Below are 19,513 nucleotides of genomic sequence, written 5' to 3'. Positions count from 1 at the left end.
GTTTCTCTCCTAGAGTATTATAGGTAGCCGCAGAGTTGGGCTTTACTTAAACAAGCGATAGTTTTTGTATCGGTGATTTGATCGTGTCGTATTTTGTCGTGCAGTTCTTCTAAGCTTAGCTCGATCACTTCTATGACTTCATCTTCGTCACATTCAAAGCGGGTAGTGAGGCTAAGGTCTTTTGCAACGAATAGATACTGTATCTCATCGCAGAAGCCAGCTAAAGGCGTAACTTGCCCCAAGCTTTGATAAGAAGTTGCACTGTAACCTGTTTCTTCTTCCAATTCGCGCTGTGCGCATTCAAGAGGTGTCTCATCAATTTCCATGGTGCCCGCAGGTAACTCTAGAAGCCACTTTTTGAGAGAAGGGCGAAATTGGTTAATGAGGATAATCTTTCCAGACGAAGTGATAGGAAGAATAACAGCCGCGCCAGGGTGGTTGATTGTTGTATGTTTTACCACGACGTTCGTAGGGAGCGTCACGTTCTCTTCTATAAGAGAAATACTTTTCCATTGATGGATAACTTTACTCATGCAGTCTGGCCACATTCCTTGCCAATTTGTCGATAACTGAAGACGTGCACCACCATAACGTCTATGGTGTCGAAAATAAAAGAAAAATTGGGTTTAGTTTTAGATTTCGTTTTACGCCGTTCGTGATGTTACTCTCATATTTGGAATCTATGATTACATGAAAATTACGACCCTAACCATCTGATATAAATGCAACTCAATAATAAAATACACTTGTAACAAAGTACTAACAAATGTATAAAAACATATCTACACTCTCAACAGTTAAAAGATTTCCGGAGTAACGCATGAACCCTTCTATTTCCTCACATGCTGACAAAGCGCTACTCTCTGAAAGAATCAATAAATTAGCGCATGCTCTATCCGATGGTGTCTATGAAAGAGAAGACACGATTAAGCTCTGTTTACTGGCGGCTCTCGCCGGCGAAAGTGTATTCCTATTAGGCCCTCCGGGCATCGCAAAAAGTCTTATCGCTAAGCGCCTAATCCAAGCTTTTGACAACAGCAGCTATTTCGAATATCTGATGACACGTTTCTCTACGCCAGAGGAAGTGTTCGGCCCGCTAAGTATCCAAGAATTAAAAGACAACGGTCGCTATGTAAGACTGACCGAAGGCTACCTACCAACAGCACAAGTTGTTTTCCTTGATGAGATCTGGAAAGCAGGCCCTGCAATCCTAAACACACTTCTAACTGTGGTTAACGAGAAAACCTTCAAAAACGGCAGCGATATCGAACGTGTACCAATGCGTTTGTTAGTTTCTGCATCGAATGAACTTCCAGACGAAGACAGCGGCCTAGAAGCGCTTTATGACCGTATGTTGGTTCGCGTGTTTGTAAACCGTATTCAAAACAAACAAAACTTCAAATCGATGCTGACGACTGGGACATCTCAAGAAGCTGTGATTCCAAAAGGTTTGGCGATCACTGATATTGAATACCATCAATGGCAGAAAGAGCTCGACAAGCTAGAGCTGACCGATAACTCGTTTAACAAGCTGTATGAACTGAAAACCATGCTTGAGGAAACAGTTAAGAAGCAAGGTTCAGCATCGGAGTCTGACTTGTACGTATCAGATAGACGCTGGAAGAAAGCCGTTAAGCTATTGAAAGCGAGTGCCTTCTTTAGCGGTCGAGACAGTGTGAACCCTCTGGATATCATGCTTCTACAAGACTGTTTATGGCACAGCCCAGAATCACGCGATGTGGTTCGTAGCGTGGTTAAAGACTTTGCATTGAACCGTGCGTTCGATCAGCAAGAGTCAAAAGCGCAAATCGAAATGTCTCGTGAAGAGCTTGAAGAAATTCAGGACGACGTTGAATCGACGCTGTCTGTGTCTTTATCGATGGAGTCTACCAGTGGCTTGCTACGTAAAGACGTTTACCAGAACGATATCAAGAACGCGAAGATGTACAGCGTGGGTAGCGCATACAACTTAGTAAAACTGGTTCTACTGCAAAGCAACATGTCAGTGTCTGAATCTGAAAAAGGCGATAGCCGCTGGGTATACGTAGCCAAAGACGATTTTGACCGTGTGCTTAAAGAAGGCCATGGCGACATTTACGGCTACGTGAACGAAAACAAAAACCTCTGTCGCTTAAAGCTGGATCTTGATGCTTCAAACCAATTGGTTATCAAAGATATCGCGAATCGCTCGGTATTAGTCAGTGTCGTGACAACCGACGGTTTGGACCAAGAGCTTTACAACAAGTGGCTAACTGGCGCAGAGAGAGCGTTAGAGCAGCTCACAGAGGCCGAGTTTAAGTTGAAACGAGTTCGTACTGAATTCCATGATGCGTTGCCACATAACTATATTGACCCAGAGCTCCCTAAAGCGATGGAATCAAGCTTACAAGCAGTTACACAAGACTTGGAAACCACAAAGGTGAAGAGCAGCAAGATCGCACAGCGCATTAAGTTTATGAGCCAGTACTTCGAGTAAGGGGAGACAAGTATGTTAGGAGCAGACGGCTTAAACCTTGCTTTAATGGTTGCTGACTCAGGCATCATAGATACAGCGATGAATGATCTCATCGCTCGTTCTCAGGTCATGATGGCTGCTGAGAACAAAGGCGTGAAAACGTCGGTAAAAAATCACTTGGTGAAATGGCGCGGTAAAGTGAAAAAACGCGTCACCAAGGTATGTGAGACCGACCGATTCCAAGAAGAAATCGCACTTTACCAAGAAGTCATTCACTGGGATGAGCCCCAGTTTTTTGATGAGATTGACAGTGTCATCAAAAAATTGGAGTGGCACTCAGCGTTTTACCTTCAAGCAAGACGTCTGATGGAACACAACAAAGGCGTTTACAATGCGATGTTCCCACACTATTTCTGCGATCAGTGGTATCAATCACTGTCTGACGCAATCAAGCAAGCGCAAGTTACCGAACTTGAAACCAGCAAAGAGAAAGTCTTAGCCGATCTATACCAACGCATGGAAACCATGAAAAACATGGATAAAGTGACTGAATCTGGTGATGAAGGCAGCGTAGGGCGCTTGTGGGATATGGCATCGGCTAAGTTAAGTAAAACTGACTTAACCGTAATGAAGCGTCATGCTGAATTCTTAAATAAGCATAAAGGCCTACAAGAAATCGCCGAAAAACTTGGCCGCATGGCGGGTGAAGAAGATGATCCTTCGCTACACAAAGCCCCTGTAGAAGAGCTGCAGATGGTCGAAGAGAAAAGCGATGAAGCGGTTGATGACATTGTCGGGATTCACGAAAGTGATGACCTCAACAAGATGTTGCCAAACGAGACTATGTTCCTAGCTTATCCTGAACTCGAAGTTATCTTCTACAAGCATTTGGCTGACAAGCGCTTACTCAGTTACCGTTCGCAAGGTAAATCTCGTACGTTACGCAAAGTGAAGGCGCAAAAGCCGGATAGCAAGAACGTTGATATCGAAAAAGGCCCATTTATCGTTTGTGTGGACGCGTCTGGCTCGATGAGTGGCTTCCCAGAGCAATCTGCCAAAGCAATGGCTTATGCTTTGATGCAAATCGCTCTTGCGGAAGAACGAGACTGCTACGTGATTCTGTTCTCTTCTGAGCAGATCACCTATGAGCTAACACGACAAGATGGCCTGCGTGAGGCAAGTGATTTCTTAAGTTACTCATTCCACGGTGGTACGGATTTAGAACCTGTGCTGATGAAGTCGATTGATTTGATGACGGGTGATAAGTACAAAAACGCAGATTTGATTGTGCTTTCTGATTTTATTGCGCCTAAGCAGTCAGACGAGATGATCGCTCAAGTCGAAAAGCTGAAAGAACACAAAAACCGTTTCCATGCAGTGAGCTTATCTAAGTACGGTAACCCTCAACTCATGACCATGTTTGACCATTGTTGGGCATATCACCCAAGCTTAGTTGGTCGTTTCATGAAGAAGTGGTAACGCTAGAACATCTTATATAACTCGATTTTGCTGTGTGTTTTTTGATTGAAGAGATCGAACATGCAGCAATTTGATTTAAATGTCAGCAAACGGAATTTAAATTCACTTTTTTGTTTGACTATCTCCTCTCAATCCGTAAAGTAGGCACCCGAACACAGCGGTGCGGCTTACTTAAGTCCCTAAAGTGTTGAATTAAAAAGGCGCCTTGGCAGAGTGGCTATGCAGCGGATTGCAAATCCGTGGACCTCGGTTCGACTCCGGGAGGCGCCTCCATTATCTCTCTAATTTCTAGAGTTGAATAATGAAATGCGATACTAGCTCAGTTGGTAGAGCGCAACCTTGCCAAGGTTGAGGTCATCGGTTCGAACCCGATGTATCGCTCCAAATTTTGTAATGTTGATTTATTTCAACATGAAGATGGTGTTTTACTTTTCAGTAATCGGCATCGCAATAAAGAATTGCGTGCCCTGGTGGTGGAATTGGTAGACACAAGGGATTTAAAATCCCTCGACGTTCGCGTTGTGCCGGTTCAAGTCCGGCCCGGGGCACCATCTATTTGGTTGTTACCTCTCTAGGTAGCATTCAGAAGAGTTGTTCTCTTAAAACACTATTGAGGCGCCTTGGCAGAGTGGCTATGCAGCGGATTGCAAATCCGTGGACCTCGGTTCGACTCCGGGAGGCGCCTCCATCATTCAGAAAAAACCAGTCCTAGTGGCTGGTTTTTTCGTTTCTGGCTTTCCTATCTTTGAGTCACTATTTTTTTTAACAACTTGCTTCACCATTTCATTATCTTTTCCATCCTGAGTTATCTTCGATTAAATCTACAATTCATGTGTCGTTGATAAACCCGTAAATAAATAGAAGTCACAATTAAACATAATGCTCAATTTGTTTCATGGTTTTTTGGGATAACCCTAATTAAAACATGACTATGAGTGATAGTGTTCCTCTTTATATTTCTTTAATCGTTCTATAAGAGGTTCTTAATATGCAATTTAGTCTAAAGAGAAAGATGGTTTTCTCCGTAGTTTTAGCGATTGCAGTGACATCTGCCATTCTTCTTTTCATGGGTTATAAAACCTTTCAAAACAACAGCTGGCAAGCAATAGAAAGCGAGAGTCGTAACACACTGCATGCACACGCGAAAGGGATCAGTGATTGGTTTCACGATAAGAAACAAGCAGTGCATGGCTTACAGCAACAGGTACAGCTAAACCCTTCCTTAGATATCGTACCTCATTTGCGTCAAACTCTTGTATCTGGTGGCTTTGGGTTAAGTTATTACGGTAATAAAGAGGGGGAGATGTTCCGTCATGACCCTTCGCTTAATAAAGCGGGCTATGACCCAAGAGTCCGAGGTTGGTACAAAGAGACTTTAGCTCAGAATAAAGCCGTCACTACAAAGCCGTATGTTAGCGTCACAATGCAAGCGTTAGTGGTAACACTTACTGATCCTGTCACGGAGAATGGCTCGATCATCGGTGTTGTTGCGTCTAATTTAGCATTAGACAAACTGATCGAGGACGTATTGGCGATTCAGGTTCCGGGTAATGGACGTGCGATTCTCATTGATAAGGAAGGCACGGTCGTTGCGCACCAAAACACTGAGTTCATTCTCAAACAAGTGACTGAGATTGCGCCTGAACTCAGTGTTTCTGGTTTGAACAGTGCCGCACAAAATCTAACGACGATCTTTACTCAAGTTGATGGTAGCGAACGAGTGCTAATGGCCGAACCTATTAAAGGCACGGACTGGCTACTTGTGATTGAAATGGACAAAGAGGTTTTAGAACAGCCGTTGTTCGACATGTTGATCAGCCAAATTACTACTGGTTTGATTGTCTTGATCGTGATGGCAGTGGCAACGTCTTGGTTTGTTGCTCGACAGCTGGTGGAGTTAGGACGAGTGAGCGAAGCGCTGGCGGATATTGCTGAAGGCGAAGGAGATTTAACGCAGCGCCTTCAAGTATCGAGCAAAGATGAAGTAGGGCAACTCGCTGATAAGTTTAATGTGTTCGTAGACCGACTTCATGGAATGATGACGAACGTCACACAAGTTTCAACTGCAATGAACAATGGTGCAGAGCACGCCAATAGCAGCGCGTTGAAGCGCAGTGATAGTGTAAGCAGGCAGCAAGACGAAATAACCATGGTGGCAACCGCTGTGACAGAAATGGCGACAGCGACCTCTGAAATTGCCGCTAACGCTGATAACACAGCCAAAAGCGCGACTCACTCGGTTGAATTGAGCGAGCAAGGCTTCCAGCAGATGGCAAAAAGCCAATCATCAATTAATGAACTAGCAACCGAGCTCACAAGTGCCGTGTCTATCATTAGTGAGTTGGAAGAACATGGTCAGCAAATTGCCTCTATCTTAGCGACAATACGTGAAATAGCCGAGCAAACTAACTTGTTAGCGCTTAATGCAGCGATTGAAGCCGCCAGGGCTGGCGAACAAGGTCGTGGCTTTGCTGTGGTTGCTGATGAGGTTCGAGTGCTGTCTCAGCGAACTCATGCTTCAACAGAAGAAATTGAAGACAAAATCAAGCGATTGCAACAAGCGACCAATGGTGCGGTGAAAGTCATGACACAAAGCCATGATATGGCGAAGACAAGCGTGCACGATGTGGACATGGCGGAAGAGAGCTTGGCGCAAATCCGTGAAGCGATTCAGATGATCAGCGACATGGCGACTCAGATCGCTTCTGCTGCTGAAGAGCAATCACTGGTTACTGCGGAAATTAATGCTAATACTGAGTCTGTACGTGAAGTGAGTGATGTTATGGCACTCGACGCAACAGACGCTGTTTCACAAGCGGATCAGCTCAGTCACTTAGCCAGCGATTTGAAGCAAGAGTTGTCACGATTCAAGCTTTAATAGATAAACAGACACCAACATAAGTTAGAGACTAAAAAGAGCACAGGCCGTAATAAGTCTGCGCTCTTTCTTTATTAAATTATACGTTCAATGTTTATCAAAGAAATCTGTGTTGCGGATATACTTGCTCATCAAGTGGTAAGAGAAAGGTCTTATTAACCAACTAAAAATAGAACGTCCAAGGCGAATAAACGTTGGAGTGTTTTCATAGATTCTGCCGTTGTAGAGCCAAAGTACCTTTCCTACATGCCAATACAGTAAAGGCACGGGCGGCATGAAGGTCACGATGTCGATATCACAACAGATGCGGTAGGTCTTCTTACTCAAGCGATAGTGCTTTCGAAAACTCCAATCACCAATCGCAGGTTGCCCAAAGGTGACGATTCGCTTAATGCAGCCTGGATACTTTTGCTCAAAGTAGTCAGCAAACACACAACCAATAGCACCACCGGATGAGTGACCAGTAATAGAGATTCTTTTGCCTTGTTCTAAAAGCGGGATGAGCGTCGCTTCCAAGCGTTCAATTACCGTTAAGCCAAGCTTATCTTCATTACGGTTTGGTTGGCTTTCCTGAAACATCAGATGATAGAAGCCAGCATGTACGCGGTAATTGAGTCCAATCCTTTTGCAGCTTCTTGTCCATAGGGCGAAGTTAAGCAGCCAGTCTGACACGCTGTGTGATCCTTTAATAACCACAACCACTTCATCTTTGTCGCTGCTCCAAAGCACTCGAATCATGGTTTTACCAAACTGGTTCTTTATGATGCGCTGTCCATTAGGGTCGAAACCATATCGAGTTTGCTTAAAAACTCTAGGGTAGGCTAGGTTACATAGAACGGCGTAGCGCTCATATTGGTATCGTTTTAGTGGCTTCACATGTTTGCTTCTTAATAAGAGTTACTTAGAACTCTAGTCGTTGAATATGAAAAGCACATGAAAACACCATTTACTTGATTCGTTAGAGAAAAATCCAAATAGGCTGCTGTAACCTAAGTTAATCCTAGTTAGTAAATAGCGTTATAAAACTAGAGATCAACGTATAAGAACCGTACAAGCTGCACTAAATTTATTCTTTGGAGAGTGATAATTAATCACTTGAATTAAAAGATAAAATTTATGGTTGACGAATTTTATCCATCCGTTAAAGTACACCTCGTTCTCACGGCTTAGGTCGCTGAGGGATGGTGTTTTACTTTTCAGTAATCAGCATCGCAAGATTGCGTTGCCCTGGTGGTGGAATTGGTAGACACAAGGGATTTAAAATCCCTCGGCGTTCGCGCTGTGCCGGTTCAAGTCCGGCCCGGGGCACCATCTATCTTGCTTCTACTTTTTGAGTAGAGTGATGAACAAAGAGTTGTTCTCTTAAATCACTATAAAGGCGCCTTGGCAGAGTGGCTATGCAGCGGATTGCAAATCCGTGGACCTCGGTTCGACTCCGGGAGGCGCCTCCATTCTCTCTTTCATTTTAGGAAGCTGATGAATGAAAATGCGATACTAGCTCAGTTGGTAGAGCGCAACCTTGCCAAGGTTGAGGTCATCGGTTCGAACCCGATGTATCGCTCCAAATTTTGTAATGTTGATTCATTTCGACATTAAGATGGTGTTTTACTTTTCAGTAATCGGCATCGCAATAAAGAATTGCGTGCCCTGGTGGTGGAATTGGTAGACACAAGGGATTTAAAATCCCTCGGCGTTCGCGCTGTGCCGGTTCAAGTCCGGCCCGGGGCACCATCTATCTTGCTTCTACTTTTTAAGTAGAGTGATGAACAAAGAGTTGTTCTCTTAAATCACTACAAAGGCGCCTTGGCAGAGTGGCTATGCAGCGGATTGCAAATCCGTGGACCTCGGTTCGACTCCGGGAAGCGCCTCCACGATTCAACGTTGAAAGGCCAGCAGAAATGCTGGCCTTTTTGCTATCTGAAATTCCATTTCTTCGCGCTTTCCTAATTTCTAACGCTGTCCATTCATTGAATCGCACTTCTGGTTAGATGACTCAATCTGATTGCTCTGCTTTACGGAGTTCTACGCTATCAAGGCGCTTTATTGCATTGGTTGTATAAGTTGCCCCAAACGTATTTTTGAGAAAGTCGTTTAAAGAAAACTGCTAGTAGTTCATCAAGACAGCCCAAGTTAATCGAGTGTGCGATTTGTAAATGGAATCGATGGGGAGGGGAGCGGGACGGCTGTGTTTTGGTCATCCAGTTCTTCACATTTATACACAGTTGCTCATGAACTTGTAACGCTTTCATGAGTTATTACACTTCTTATGACTGCAAATGAAAATGATTGTCATTTACTTGCGTTGTTGCTAGTCTATTATGAAATATTACAACAAGCATGCTTGTGTGTGAAATTGCCTATAAAACGCTTCTAAACCTTATCAAGTCTATGGTTATTCGTTTGCTATGGCGTAAAACTAGCCACTTCTACCTCTTTTGTTCTACCCCTTTTGGGTAGTTCGATTTCGTAATTGATTTACATCATATTTTCATTTTCTTTCATAATTCATTATTCGCTCAGTTAAGAAATATATAACCTTCAGGAATTCTTATGAGCAAGATGAAGCTAGTCGTAATCGGTAACGGGATGGTCGGTCATCGCTATATCGAAGATTTAGTCGAGAAGACAGATGTTGCTAACATGGACATTACGGTGTTCTGTGAAGAGCCTCGCGTAGCCTATGATCGTGTACACCTTTCTTCTTATTTTTCACACCATACTGCGGACGAACTTTCTTTAGTTAAAGAAGGCTTCTACGAGAAACACGGCATCAACATGCTGATCGGCGAACGTGCTATTAACGTTAACCGTGAAAAGAAAACAGTTTACTCGAGCACTGGTCGTGAAATTCAATACGACAAACTTATCCTTGCTACAGGTTCATTCCCATTCGTTCCGCCAATCAAAGGTAACGAAGGTAAAGACTGTTTTGTTTACCGTACAATTGAAGATCTGAAAGCGATCGAAGCAACGGCTAAGAACTCTAAGTCTGGTGTTGTTGTTGGTGGTGGTCTACTTGGCCTTGAAGCGGCAGGCGCACTTAAAGCACTTGGCGTAACGACACACGTTGTTGAGTTTGCTCCTAAGCTAATGGCTGAGCAGCTTGACCAAGCGGGTGGTAACCAACTTCGTCAAAAAATCGAACGTATGGGCGTTAACGTACATACAAGCAAGAACACGCTTGAGATTGCTCCTGAAGGCACTGAAGCTCGTAACGTAATGCGCTTTGCAGACGGTACTGAGCTAGAAACTGATTTCATCGTATTTTCTGCTGGTATTCGCCCTCAAGACAAACTTGCTCGTCAAATGGGTCTAGGTATTGCACCTCGTGGCGGTATCGAGATTAACGATCACTGTCAAACGACAGACAAAGATATCTACGCAATCGGTGAGTGTGCGTCTTGGAACCAAACGTTCTACGGCTTAGTAGCTCCAGGCTACAAAATGGCGACGGTAGCGGTTGACCACGTTGTTGGTAACGAAAGCACATTCGAAGGTGCTGACATGTCTGCGAAGCTTAAGCTTCTAGGCGTGAAAGTAGGTTCTATCGGTGATGCAAACGGTCGTACTCCTGGCTGTAAGAGCTACGTTTACCAAAACGAAGAGCAAGAAGTTTACAAGCGCCTAATCGTTTCTGAAGACAACAAGAAGCTTCTTGGTGCGGTAATGGTCGGTGATACGTCTGACTACGGCGATCTTCTACAGCTTATGCTGAACGAAATCGACCTACCAGAACACCCAGATGCTCTAATTCTTCCTGCACACGCTGGCGCTGAAAAGCCAACACTTGGCGCAGACTCGCTTCCTGAATCAGCAGTTATCTGTTCTTGTTTCGATGTGACTAAAGGCAAAATCGCTCAAGCGGTTGCTGAAGGTCACCACACCATTGGTGATATCAAAGCAGTAACAGGCGCAGGTACTGGTTGTGGTGGTTGTATTCCACTAGTGACTTCGGTACTAAACGCTGAACTAGCTAAAGCTGGTGTTGAAGTGAAGAACGACGTGTGTGAGCACTTTGCGTACTCTCGCCAAGAGCTTTTCCACTTAATTCGCATCGAAGAAATCAAAACGTTCGATGAGCTACTAGAGAAATACGGTAAAGGCTACGGCTGTGAAGTATGTAAGCCTCTAGCGGGTTCTATCCTTGCTTCTTGCTGGGGTGAACACATCCTTAAGCCTGAGTTAGTGAAGTTGCACGATACCAACGATAACTTCCTAGGTAACATGCAAAAAGACGGTACTTACTCTGTTATCCCTCGTATGGCGGGTGGTGAAGTAACGCCTCAAGCACTAAGCGTTCTTGCTGATGTTGCTGCAGAATACAACCTGTACACCAAGATTACGGGTGCACAACGTATTGGTCTATTCGGTGCCCAGAAAGATGACCTTCCAGCTATCTGGAAGAAGTTAATCGCTGCGGGTTACGAGACTGGCCAAGCTTACGCAAAAGCACTTCGTATGGCTAAGACATGTGTTGGTTCAACTTGGTGTCGTTACGGCGTTCAAGATTCAGTTGGCCTAGGCGTGATGATCGAGAACCGTTACAAAGGCATCCGTACTCCTCATAAAATGAAGTTTGGTGTGTCGGGCTGTACTCGTGAGTGTGCTGAAGCTCAAGGTAAAGATTTAGGTATTATCGCGACTGACGCGGGTTGGAACATGTACGTGTGTGGTAACGGTGGTATGAAGCCTCGTCACGCAGACCTACTGGCAAGCGACCTAGACCAAGAAACACTGTTGAAATACATCGACCGTTTCATGATGTTCTACATCCGCACGGCTGCGCCACTGCAACGTACTTCGGTATGGATGGACAACCTAGAAGGTGGTGTTGACTACCTACGTGAAGTGATTGTTGATAACAAACTTGGCATCAACGACCAGCTTGAAGCTGACGTGGCTGGCCTAGTGGGTAACTTCGCTTGTGAGTGGAGTGACACTATCAACGATGAAGCTCAACTTAAGCGATTCTCACACTTCATCAATGCTGATGACCGTGATGAAAACGTTGTGTTTGTTGACGATGGCCGTGAACAACACCGCCCTGCGACATTCACAGAGAAACACCCTGAAGCGAAGGGCGATATCCTTCACGTTGAACTGGTTTAAATGGGAGACGACATCATGGCATTTACCAAAGTTTGTAAGATCGAAGACATTATCCCAGGTACAGGTGTTTGTGCATTGGTTGGTGGTGAGCAAGTAGCTGTTTTCCGCCCAACGAAAGCTGAAGAAGTATTCGCGATTAGCAACACAGACCCTTACTTCCAATCTAACGTGTTATCACGTGGCCTGATTGTAGAGCACAAAGAAGAGCTTTGGGTGGCAAGCCCGCTTAAGAAGCAACGCTTTAACCTGACAACAGGTGCGTGCATGGAAGACGAGAACTTCAACGTGAAAGCGTACAAAACTCGTGTTACCAAAGGTGCTGTAGAAATCTCTGCTTAATCTTTGGATGAGTAAGATTTGATAGTTCAAGGGTTCTAGTTCTCGATATTGCCTTAACTCGGCAACTAGAGTCTTTTCCTATCCAATTTTAACTTTTAATTTTACTTTTTTAAGGACAACATTATGTCTCCTGATTACAAACCAGCTGAATTCGTTCAAACGATGATTGATGTGGGTGAAGCGAAAACTAAAACAAGTACTCGCGATCTTCTGATTCGAAGTACTATGGCTGGTATCATCCTGTCTCTAGCGGTTGTTGTGGCTATTACAGCAATGGTACAAACAGGCATTGGCCTTGTTGGCGCACTAGTGTTCCCAGTTGGTTTCGTTATTCTAAGTGTTATGGGTTACGACCTAGTAACTGGCGTTTTCGGCCTTGCTCCTTTAGCTAAATTCGACAACCGCCCAGGCATTACTTGGGGCCGTATCCTACGTTGTTGGGGTATTGTTGGTCTTGGTAACCTTATCGGTTCTTTGATTGTTGCTTTCCTAGTTGCTGTGTCATTAACAGGTAACTTCTCTCTAGAGCCAAACGCTGTTGCTCAAAAATTCATTGCTGTTTCTACAGGCCGTAGCTTAGGTTTTGAAAACATGGGTATGGACGGATGGATCACGTGTTTCGTACGCGGTATCTTCTGTAACCTAATGGTATGTCTAGGTGTGATTGGTAACATGACAGCGCGCACTGTATCTGGCCGTGTAGCAATGATGTGGTTCCCAATCTTCATCTTCTTCGCACTAGTATTTGAGCACACAGTAGTAAACATGTTCCTATTCCCACTGGGTATGATTCTTGGCGCTGACTTCGGTATCGCGACATGGTTGAACTTCAACCTTATCCCAACAATCCTAGGTAACATCGTTGGTGGTCTACTAATGACATGTGTTCCTCTATACCTAACTCACGCTAAAACAGCTCCTTCTCTAGGCGCTAAGTAATTCTGAATACGGTCAAACGTAATTTAGTATGAGATTGAAAGCCCCAACGAAATGTTTGGGGCTTTTTTAGTTCAAATGCCTTAAGCATCATCAAGGTGTTGATTGGTATTGAGTAAAATACCTGCAATAGATCGTTTTGTTATAATTACTTCTATCTTCGTTAGTATTTAAACTGAATATTTATATCAACACCTGATAGTCTAAGGGTTAAGGATTTGGATAAGTCATCATGAATACAGTGACTTATCACATAGATTGAAGCTTGAGATAAAACAAGCAAACCTTCGGAGCACAGCATGTCAGAAGTATCGTCATCGAATGTTAAAGAAGTACACAACGGATTTGTTTCATTGGTAGGTGCAGGTCCAGGCGACCCAGACTTACTTACGTTAAAAGCGGCACGCGTGATTCAGCAAGCAGACGTTTTGGTTTATGACCGCTTGGTATCAAAAGATATCTTAGCGATGGCTAACCCAGACGCAGAAATGCTGTATGTGGGCAAAAAGCTTGATCATCATTGTGTACCGCAAGATCAGATCAACCAATTATTGGTCACTAAAGCAAAAGAGAATAAACATGTAGTACGCCTGAAAGGTGGTGACTCGTTTATCTTTGGACGTGGCGGGGAAGAGTGTGAAACTCTGGCTGAGAATGACGTGAGATTTGAAGTCATTCCTGGTATCACTGCAGCTGCTGGTGCTACGGCTTATGCGGGCATCCCGTTGACTCACCGTGACCACGCGCAAAGCGTCCAGTTTATTACCGGCCACTTAAAGAAAGATGGCGAAGATATCGACTGGCAATCTCTTGCTCAACACAATCACACGATCGTGTTCTACATGGGTTTAAAAGAGAGTCCGAATATTCAGAAGAATCTACTCGATAATGGTATGCGAGCTGACATGCCGGTTGCGATAATCGAAAATGGAACACGCCAGGAGCAGAAGGTGTATCGAGGTGGGTTGAGTGACTTAGCTAACCTTGCAAGCGTCGCTAAAAGCCCGGCTTTGATCGTTGTTGGCAGCGTGGCTCAGCTTCATGAAAAACTTGATTGGTTTAACAAGTAACCAAGTCACGCTTAATCGATTTGTATAGAGTTAAATACTGCAGCGGCTACTTTGTCGCTGCATTTCTTGTTGACGCATTGGCATTTCGTCGATGATATTGGTGATTTTCTGCCAGTCTGTCTTACCATTCCATCTGTGTTTCTCTTTTCCGTCTTTACCAATCAATACCGCAGTGTGTGACCCTTTAGGGATCTCATAAACGCTGGTTACTGCCTCTAGGTTAAACTCTTCTTCTAACCAAGTGGGTACGGTGTAGCCACTCTCTGCAATCACCATGATAACCACATCACGTTCGTCCAATTGGCAGTTGTTGATCAACACTTCGTTTAGAAATTCTTTGACCACTGAGTCCTCTTTTGGCGCGAAATAAATGACGCTTCGGTGTGGGAGTGGACTGGAATGAGAATAAGCTGGGTAGGCAAGCACTGAGTTGATGGTTAAGCTCATGATTAACACCGTACTGATAGTTAGAACCTTTAAAACATTAGACCAAACGTTCGAGCGATTGACTGCTTGTGCCGCTTTGGATGTTTCCATGCTTATGCACGATTTGTGTGTTTGTCGGTGTAGCATAGCCAACCTCCTTTTAATACGCTAAGCCTGAGTACGATTCAGTTGTGACGTCAATGAAGCCCACGAAACAGTGCGTCATCTAACAGCAGAACAAATCGACTTACTTTAAGCATAGTTAGGTTTACGCCAAAGGTGCTTAGGTCACCACTAAATATAATCAGATTTACGTTAACGATAGCCAGTAGGTTCATTTTTATTGAGTAAAGCGACTCGCATTTTACAATTGAATAGAATAGGGTATACGGAAAATCTAAAGGTATGAATTTATGGAAAACATAGCAATTTTGGTCGACGTTCAGAACGTTTACTACACGACACGCGATAAATACCGTTCTAACTTCGACTATAACCAGTTTTGGTATGTTGCCACGGAAGGGCGTAACGTTGTTGCCGCTAATGCTTACGCAATCTCTAGCCAAGATCCTAAACAGCGCCAATTTCACCATATCCTTCGAGGTGTCGGCTTTAACGTGAAACTGAAACCATTTATCCAGCGCCGAGACGGCAGTGCAAAAGGTGACTGGGATGTCGGTATTGCTTTAGATGCTATAGAACTCGCTGAAACGGTTGATACGATCGTTCTGGTATCTGGAGACGGTGACTTTGAAATCCTCGTAGAACGAATCAAGGAACGTTTTGGTAAGCCTGTCGAGGTGTACGGTGTTCCGGGATTAACTGCTCAAAATCTTATCGATTCTGCCTCAAAATTTGTACCGATTGAAAAAGATTTCCTTCTTTAGGGTTAATCTCTCATTTTATAATTGAAATCAATAATAACGATAATTAAAATGCAAACTATTATTATTTATCGGTTTGTATGATGTCGCGCGTTTTAGTTGTTGATGATGATATTCAGTTGTGTGAATTATTGGGTGAAGTGTTGGAAAATGAGGGGTATCACGTTGATACAGTTCATTGCGGTGAGTCCGCGCTTGAGTTTATTCAATCGAACCCTGTCGATTTGGTTTTACTCGATGTAATGCTTCCAAACCTAAGCGGTATTCAAGTGGCAAGACGCATTTGTCAGCGTTTTGCTACTCCCATTCTTATGTTGACCGCGCTTAATGATGACGCTTCAATGCTCGATGGCTACCAAGCGGGCGCTGACCAGTACATCGCCAAACCTTTCAATGTTCCTGAGCTCCTGACGCGTATAAAGGTGATTTTACGCCGAGTGGGCTTTGAGCGTCAGAGACAATCTTTAGCGTCATCAAATCATGGCTTGTGTGAACAGCTCTCTCGTTTACCGTTAACGGGCACTGAAAAAGACCTGCTTGATTATCTAATCAAAAATGACGGTATCGTTGTCTCTAAATCCGATCTGCAAATACATGTTTTGAAGAAAGAGCTTTGCCCCTTCGACCGTAATTTAGACATGCACATTAGTAATATCCGTCGAAAATTGGTGCAAGCAGGCTTATCTAAACAACACATCAAAACCGTTCGTGGTAAAGGTTACAGCTACCTAGAGTCGGTCGGCGCATGAGTGCCAAGCTGATACGCTGCCCGGACTTTATCGCTAAGCGTAAAGATGGCTTAACATTCCAACTTTTCTCGTACTTGACGATTATCATTATCAGCATTTTTATTTTTCAAGCTGTAGCTGAGAAGGCCTTGATGAAGGCATTACTGAAAGTCCCAGATTCTGTGAAGCACGAGATGCTAGACCTCGCGTATCAAGCTAATGTGTTAATCGAAGAAGGGGACATGGATGAACTTGCCGACTGGGCCAACGCTCAGCAGTATTACCTATTTGTTTTGGGAAAAGACAATCACCCGATCACACATAGGCACATGCACCCACACTTTGAATTTAAGTTGCGTTTCTTAAGAACGTTAGACCATCAATTGGATGCTGTTGTGAATCGGCCGATATTTGGCCTACCTTTAAATGGCGGCAAAAGCCTAGTTATCCAATTACCGCACCGGTTCCATCCTGCAAAGTCGTTTGGTTTGTACTCGACCTTGATGAAGGTCTTTATCGCTTTCATCATCCTGTCTTTATTCTCTTTAATTATGGCGCGTAGGCTACAACAACCTTTGGATCGTTTGCGAGAAGCGAGTCGACGTTTAGCGGAAGGTGACTTCTCGGTGCAAGTCGTCTCTGAATTGAAATCAAATACACGAGAATTTAATGAACTAGCGGTGGATTTTGATCATATGACGTTTGAAATCAAATCATTGGCCGAAAAGCAGCGTCGTTTGATTCGTGATGTCTCTCATGAACTTAGAACGCCATTAGCAAGACAAAACCTCGCTTTACACTTATTACGAAGTAAGGTCGATGACAAGAGCATTGGATTACTCGAACGGATGGAAAATGAAACAGCAGAGATGAATAAGCTGGTGGGGGAGATCCTCGAATTCAGCAGACTAGAAACGTCTCGTTATGATTCCAAATTAGCTTTAATGCACCTTGAGCACTACTGTTCGATGCTGATTGCCCAAATGCAAAGTGATTTAAAAACCAATCAAACTTTAATCGGAGATTTAGATACTCCGACTTCAATGGTAAATATTGATGAGCGACTGTTGCTAAGGGTTATCGGCAATTTGGTGGGTAACGCCATTAAATACGCTGGTGATAGTGCGCATGTTGTCGTCACTACATATGAACAGGTCATAGACAAACGTTACAGCGTCATATCTGTAGAAGATGACGGAGATGGTATTCCTGATAACAAAATAGCAGGGATTTTCGATCCCTTTACACGAATTGAGTCAGCCCGTGATAAACAGTCTGGTGGTTATGGTCTTGGGCTTGCGATTGTTAAAGAAGCAATGGGTGTGATGAATGGGCACGTTACTGCTGAGAATAGAGAAGGTGGGGGACTCAGGGTCAATCTTATGTTCCCAATCGACGATTAATTTAAGTACTTTTTCTAGAGATAGTTAATACCGAATACGAATTCAAAAAACGATACCCAATAAAAAACGCCACTGCATCTGCAGTGGCGTTTCTGTTTATGCGCTTTTTGTGAGTTAAGGTGTAGCCATTAATTACACCTTAGCTCGAAGGCAAGAGCGTCAGAGAAACTAGATTATGCCTGTTGGCGTGCTAGCTTAACTTCTTCTTCTTTCTCGCCAGCAGCTGGGTCGTTGAAGCGAGACTCATCAAGAGCACCTTCAGACTTCGCCACGATGATAGATACGGCACTATCACCTGTGATGTTTACAGCGGTACGAATCATATCAAGAAGACGGTCAACACCCATGATTAGAGCGATACCTTCAAGTGGTAGACCAACTTGGTTCAATACCATCGCTAGCATAACAAGACCAACACCAGGAACACCTGCAGTACCTACAGACGCCAGTGTTGCCGTTAGGATAACCATTAGGTAATCACCCATTGATAGGTCAATGTTGTACGCTTGCGCGATAAACGCTGTCGCAACACCTTGCATGATAGCAGTACCGTCCATGTTCACAGTCGCACCTAGTGGTACTGTGAAAGACGCCACTTTGTTGTCTACGCCCATGCGGTTTTTCGCGGTTTCCATTGTTACTGGAATCGTTGCGTTTGAAGATGCTGTTGAGAATGCAAACATGATTGCATCTTCCATCTTACGTAGGAACGTAATTGGGCTAAGGCCTGTGAATCCTTTAAGCATTGCGCTGTAAGTAACCAAACCGTGTAACAGTAGGGTACCTGCAAGTACTAGGAAGTATTCTGCTAGGTTCCAAATCGCACCCAAGCCAAGGCCAGAGAACAGTTTTGCCATTAAGAAGAACACGCCGTAAGGAGCAAGGTTCATTAGTAGCGCAACTAGCTTCATGATCACTTCGTTTAGATCAGAGAAAACTGCAGCGATACGTTCACCGGGTTTGCCCGCCGCACTGATTGCGATACCAAACAACACTGCAAATACGATAACTTGTAACGTTTTGCCCTCAGCCATCGCCTGAATAGGGTTGGTTGGGAACATGTCGATGATTACTTGGCCCAGAGAAGGGGCATCAGCTGATTTGAAAGAGCTCGCAGCAGTAAGATCCGCACCAGCTCCAGGTTGGAACAGGTTACCGATAGTAAGTGCTAGAGTGATAGCAACGGCTGTAGTACCGATATAAAGTGCAAGCGTTTTGCCACCCATACGGCCAAGAGTTGATAAGTCTTTAAGAGAACTTGTACCACACACTAGTGAAACGAAGACTAGTGGGACAACAAGCATTTTCAAACTGGCGACAAAAATTTGTCCGCCTACTTCAAAGAGTCCGTTAACGATGTAGTTGTTAACAAATCCACTTTCTGCAAACAGGGATTGAATGGCAAATCCCGTGAATATACCTACGACCATACCGAGGATTACTCGACCAGTCAGAGACATAGGTTTCTTGGTATTCATTTAGAACACTCCTTATTATTTATAACTTTGATACCTTTTCAAAGTGAGCAGGAGATTAGCAGTCGGATAATCAATTCGAAAAACAAAAAATGAGTTTGGAATTATAGATGTGATCAAAATCACTGATAATTGTGTAAATTAAACAAATAAAAACAAAACAATTCACCATTAATTTACATTTATCGAGGTTTTTATACATAAATTTGTCGTTTCAAAGGTAGTAAATAAGAAGAGATGATTTTCTTATCAATCTTCACGTCTTCAATTGACTGAACAAATACCGTTGTTTCAAAAAATTCGGTGAAGATAACCACTCGATTTACGTCCA

Annotated in this window: 14 protein-coding genes and 9 tRNA genes; 19 read left to right on the top strand and 4 right to left on the bottom strand. The window is 43.8% G+C overall.

The window, feature by feature from the left end; all coding sequences use genetic code 11:
• Positions 1-17: 17 nt before the first annotated feature.
• Positions 18-533, bottom strand: coding sequence for an NUDIX hydrolase (locus L0992_17480; GenBank protein XGB69820.1), 516 nt, complete (start codon positions 531-533; stop codon positions 18-20).
• Between the two features lie 287 nt (positions 534-820).
• Here L0992_17480 and L0992_17475 point away from each other — a divergent pair, with 287 nt between their 5' ends.
• The 7 genes from L0992_17475 to L0992_17445 all read left to right on the top strand — a co-directional run bounded on the left by L0992_17475 (position 821) and on the right by L0992_17445 (position 6,812).
• A complete protein-coding gene (locus L0992_17475) occupies positions 821-2,476 on the top strand; it encodes a DUF3763 domain-containing protein (protein XGB69819.1) in 1,656 nt (551 codons plus the stop codon).
• Positions 2,477-2,488: 12 nt separating this feature from the next.
• Entirely contained in the window at positions 2,489-3,934 is a 1,446-nt protein-coding gene (gene viaA / locus L0992_17470; GenBank protein XGB69818.1) for an ATPase RavA stimulator ViaA, read from the top strand.
• Between the two features lie 199 nt (positions 3,935-4,133).
• A tRNA-Cys gene (locus L0992_17465) sits at positions 4,134-4,207 on the top strand.
• A gap of 35 nt (positions 4,208-4,242) precedes the next feature.
• Positions 4,243-4,318, top strand: a tRNA-Gly gene (locus L0992_17460).
• A gap of 80 nt (positions 4,319-4,398) precedes the next feature.
• Positions 4,399-4,485: transfer RNA gene (locus tag L0992_17455), tRNA-Leu, on the top strand.
• A 63-nt stretch (positions 4,486-4,548) separates the two neighbouring features.
• Positions 4,549-4,622: transfer RNA gene (locus L0992_17450), tRNA-Cys, on the top strand.
• A gap of 324 nt (positions 4,623-4,946) precedes the next feature.
• Entirely contained in the window at positions 4,947-6,812 is a 1,866-nt protein-coding gene (locus tag L0992_17445; protein XGB70372.1) for a methyl-accepting chemotaxis protein, read from the top strand.
• A gap of 87 nt (positions 6,813-6,899) precedes the next feature.
• On the opposite strand, the gene L0992_17440 is transcribed toward L0992_17445, so the two are convergent.
• A complete protein-coding gene (locus L0992_17440) occupies positions 6,900-7,688 on the bottom strand; it encodes a lipase (protein ID XGB69817.1) in 789 nt (262 codons plus the stop codon).
• 348 nt (positions 7,689-8,036) lie between these two features.
• Here L0992_17440 and L0992_17435 point away from each other — a divergent pair.
• The 9 genes from L0992_17435 (at position 8,037) to cobA (ending at position 14,266) form a co-directional block, all read left to right on the top strand.
• Positions 8,037-8,123: transfer RNA gene (locus L0992_17435), tRNA-Leu, on the top strand.
• Positions 8,124-8,189: 66 nt separating this feature from the next.
• Positions 8,190-8,263 (top strand) — tRNA-Cys (locus L0992_17430).
• 37 nt (positions 8,264-8,300) lie between these two features.
• Positions 8,301-8,376, top strand: a tRNA-Gly gene (locus L0992_17425).
• A gap of 80 nt (positions 8,377-8,456) precedes the next feature.
• Positions 8,457-8,543 (top strand) — tRNA-Leu (locus L0992_17420).
• 66 nt (positions 8,544-8,609) lie between these two features.
• Positions 8,610-8,683: transfer RNA gene (locus L0992_17415), tRNA-Cys, on the top strand.
• A gap of 679 nt (positions 8,684-9,362) precedes the next feature.
• Positions 9,363-11,921 carry a nitrite reductase large subunit NirB gene (gene nirB, locus L0992_17410; GenBank protein XGB69816.1) on the top strand — a complete coding sequence of 853 codons (2,559 nt, stop codon included), beginning with the start codon at positions 9,363-9,365 and terminating at the stop codon, positions 11,919-11,921.
• Positions 11,922-11,936: 15 nt separating this feature from the next.
• Positions 11,937-12,260: a nitrite reductase small subunit NirD gene (gene nirD / locus L0992_17405; protein XGB69815.1), complete on the top strand. Its 324-nt coding sequence runs from the start codon at positions 11,937-11,939 to the stop codon at positions 12,258-12,260.
• Between the two features lie 123 nt (positions 12,261-12,383).
• A complete protein-coding gene (locus tag L0992_17400) occupies positions 12,384-13,199 on the top strand; it encodes a formate/nitrite transporter family protein (GenBank protein XGB69814.1) in 816 nt (271 codons plus the stop codon).
• 296 nt (positions 13,200-13,495) lie between these two features.
• The gene (gene cobA, locus L0992_17395) at positions 13,496-14,266 is read left to right on the top strand and encodes a uroporphyrinogen-III C-methyltransferase (protein XGB69813.1); all 771 of its coding nucleotides are present in this window, start codon (positions 13,496-13,498) and stop codon (positions 14,264-14,266) included.
• A gap of 30 nt (positions 14,267-14,296) precedes the next feature.
• Here cobA and L0992_17390 read toward each other — a convergent pair whose 3' ends face one another.
• Entirely contained in the window at positions 14,297-14,803 is a 507-nt protein-coding gene (locus tag L0992_17390) for a DUF4174 domain-containing protein (GenBank protein ID XGB70371.1), read from the bottom strand.
• Positions 14,804-15,105: 302 nt separating this feature from the next.
• Between L0992_17390 and L0992_17385 the strand changes: the two genes are divergently transcribed.
• From L0992_17385 to L0992_17375, 3 genes are all read left to right on the top strand, one after another.
• Positions 15,106-15,579: an NYN domain-containing protein gene (locus L0992_17385; GenBank protein ID XGB69812.1), complete on the top strand. Its 474-nt coding sequence runs from the start codon at positions 15,106-15,108 to the stop codon at positions 15,577-15,579.
• A gap of 80 nt (positions 15,580-15,659) precedes the next feature.
• Positions 15,660-16,325: a response regulator transcription factor gene (locus tag L0992_17380; GenBank protein XGB69811.1), complete on the top strand. Its 666-nt coding sequence runs from the start codon at positions 15,660-15,662 to the stop codon at positions 16,323-16,325.
• Positions 16,322-17,707 carry a histidine kinase sensor domain-containing protein gene (locus L0992_17375; GenBank protein XGB69810.1) on the top strand — a complete coding sequence of 462 codons (1,386 nt, stop codon included), beginning with the start codon at positions 16,322-16,324 and terminating at the stop codon, positions 17,705-17,707. The genes L0992_17380 and L0992_17375 overlap by 4 nt, the downstream gene beginning before the upstream one ends.
• Before the next feature lie 173 nt (positions 17,708-17,880).
• On the opposite strand, the gene L0992_17370 is transcribed toward L0992_17375, so the two are convergent.
• Positions 17,881-19,185 carry a dicarboxylate/amino acid:cation symporter gene (locus L0992_17370; protein XGB69809.1) on the bottom strand — a complete coding sequence of 435 codons (1,305 nt, stop codon included), beginning with the start codon at positions 19,183-19,185 and terminating at the stop codon, positions 17,881-17,883.
• Positions 19,186-19,513: the final 328 nt, after the last annotated feature.

This window comes from Vibrio pomeroyi (assembly GCA_041879425.1).
GTDB classification, from domain to species: Bacteria; Pseudomonadota; Gammaproteobacteria; order Enterobacterales; family Vibrionaceae; genus Vibrio; species Vibrio pomeroyi_A.
The sequence above is the reverse complement of the archived record's forward strand: the minus strand, read 5'-3'. Positions and strand labels throughout refer to the sequence as shown.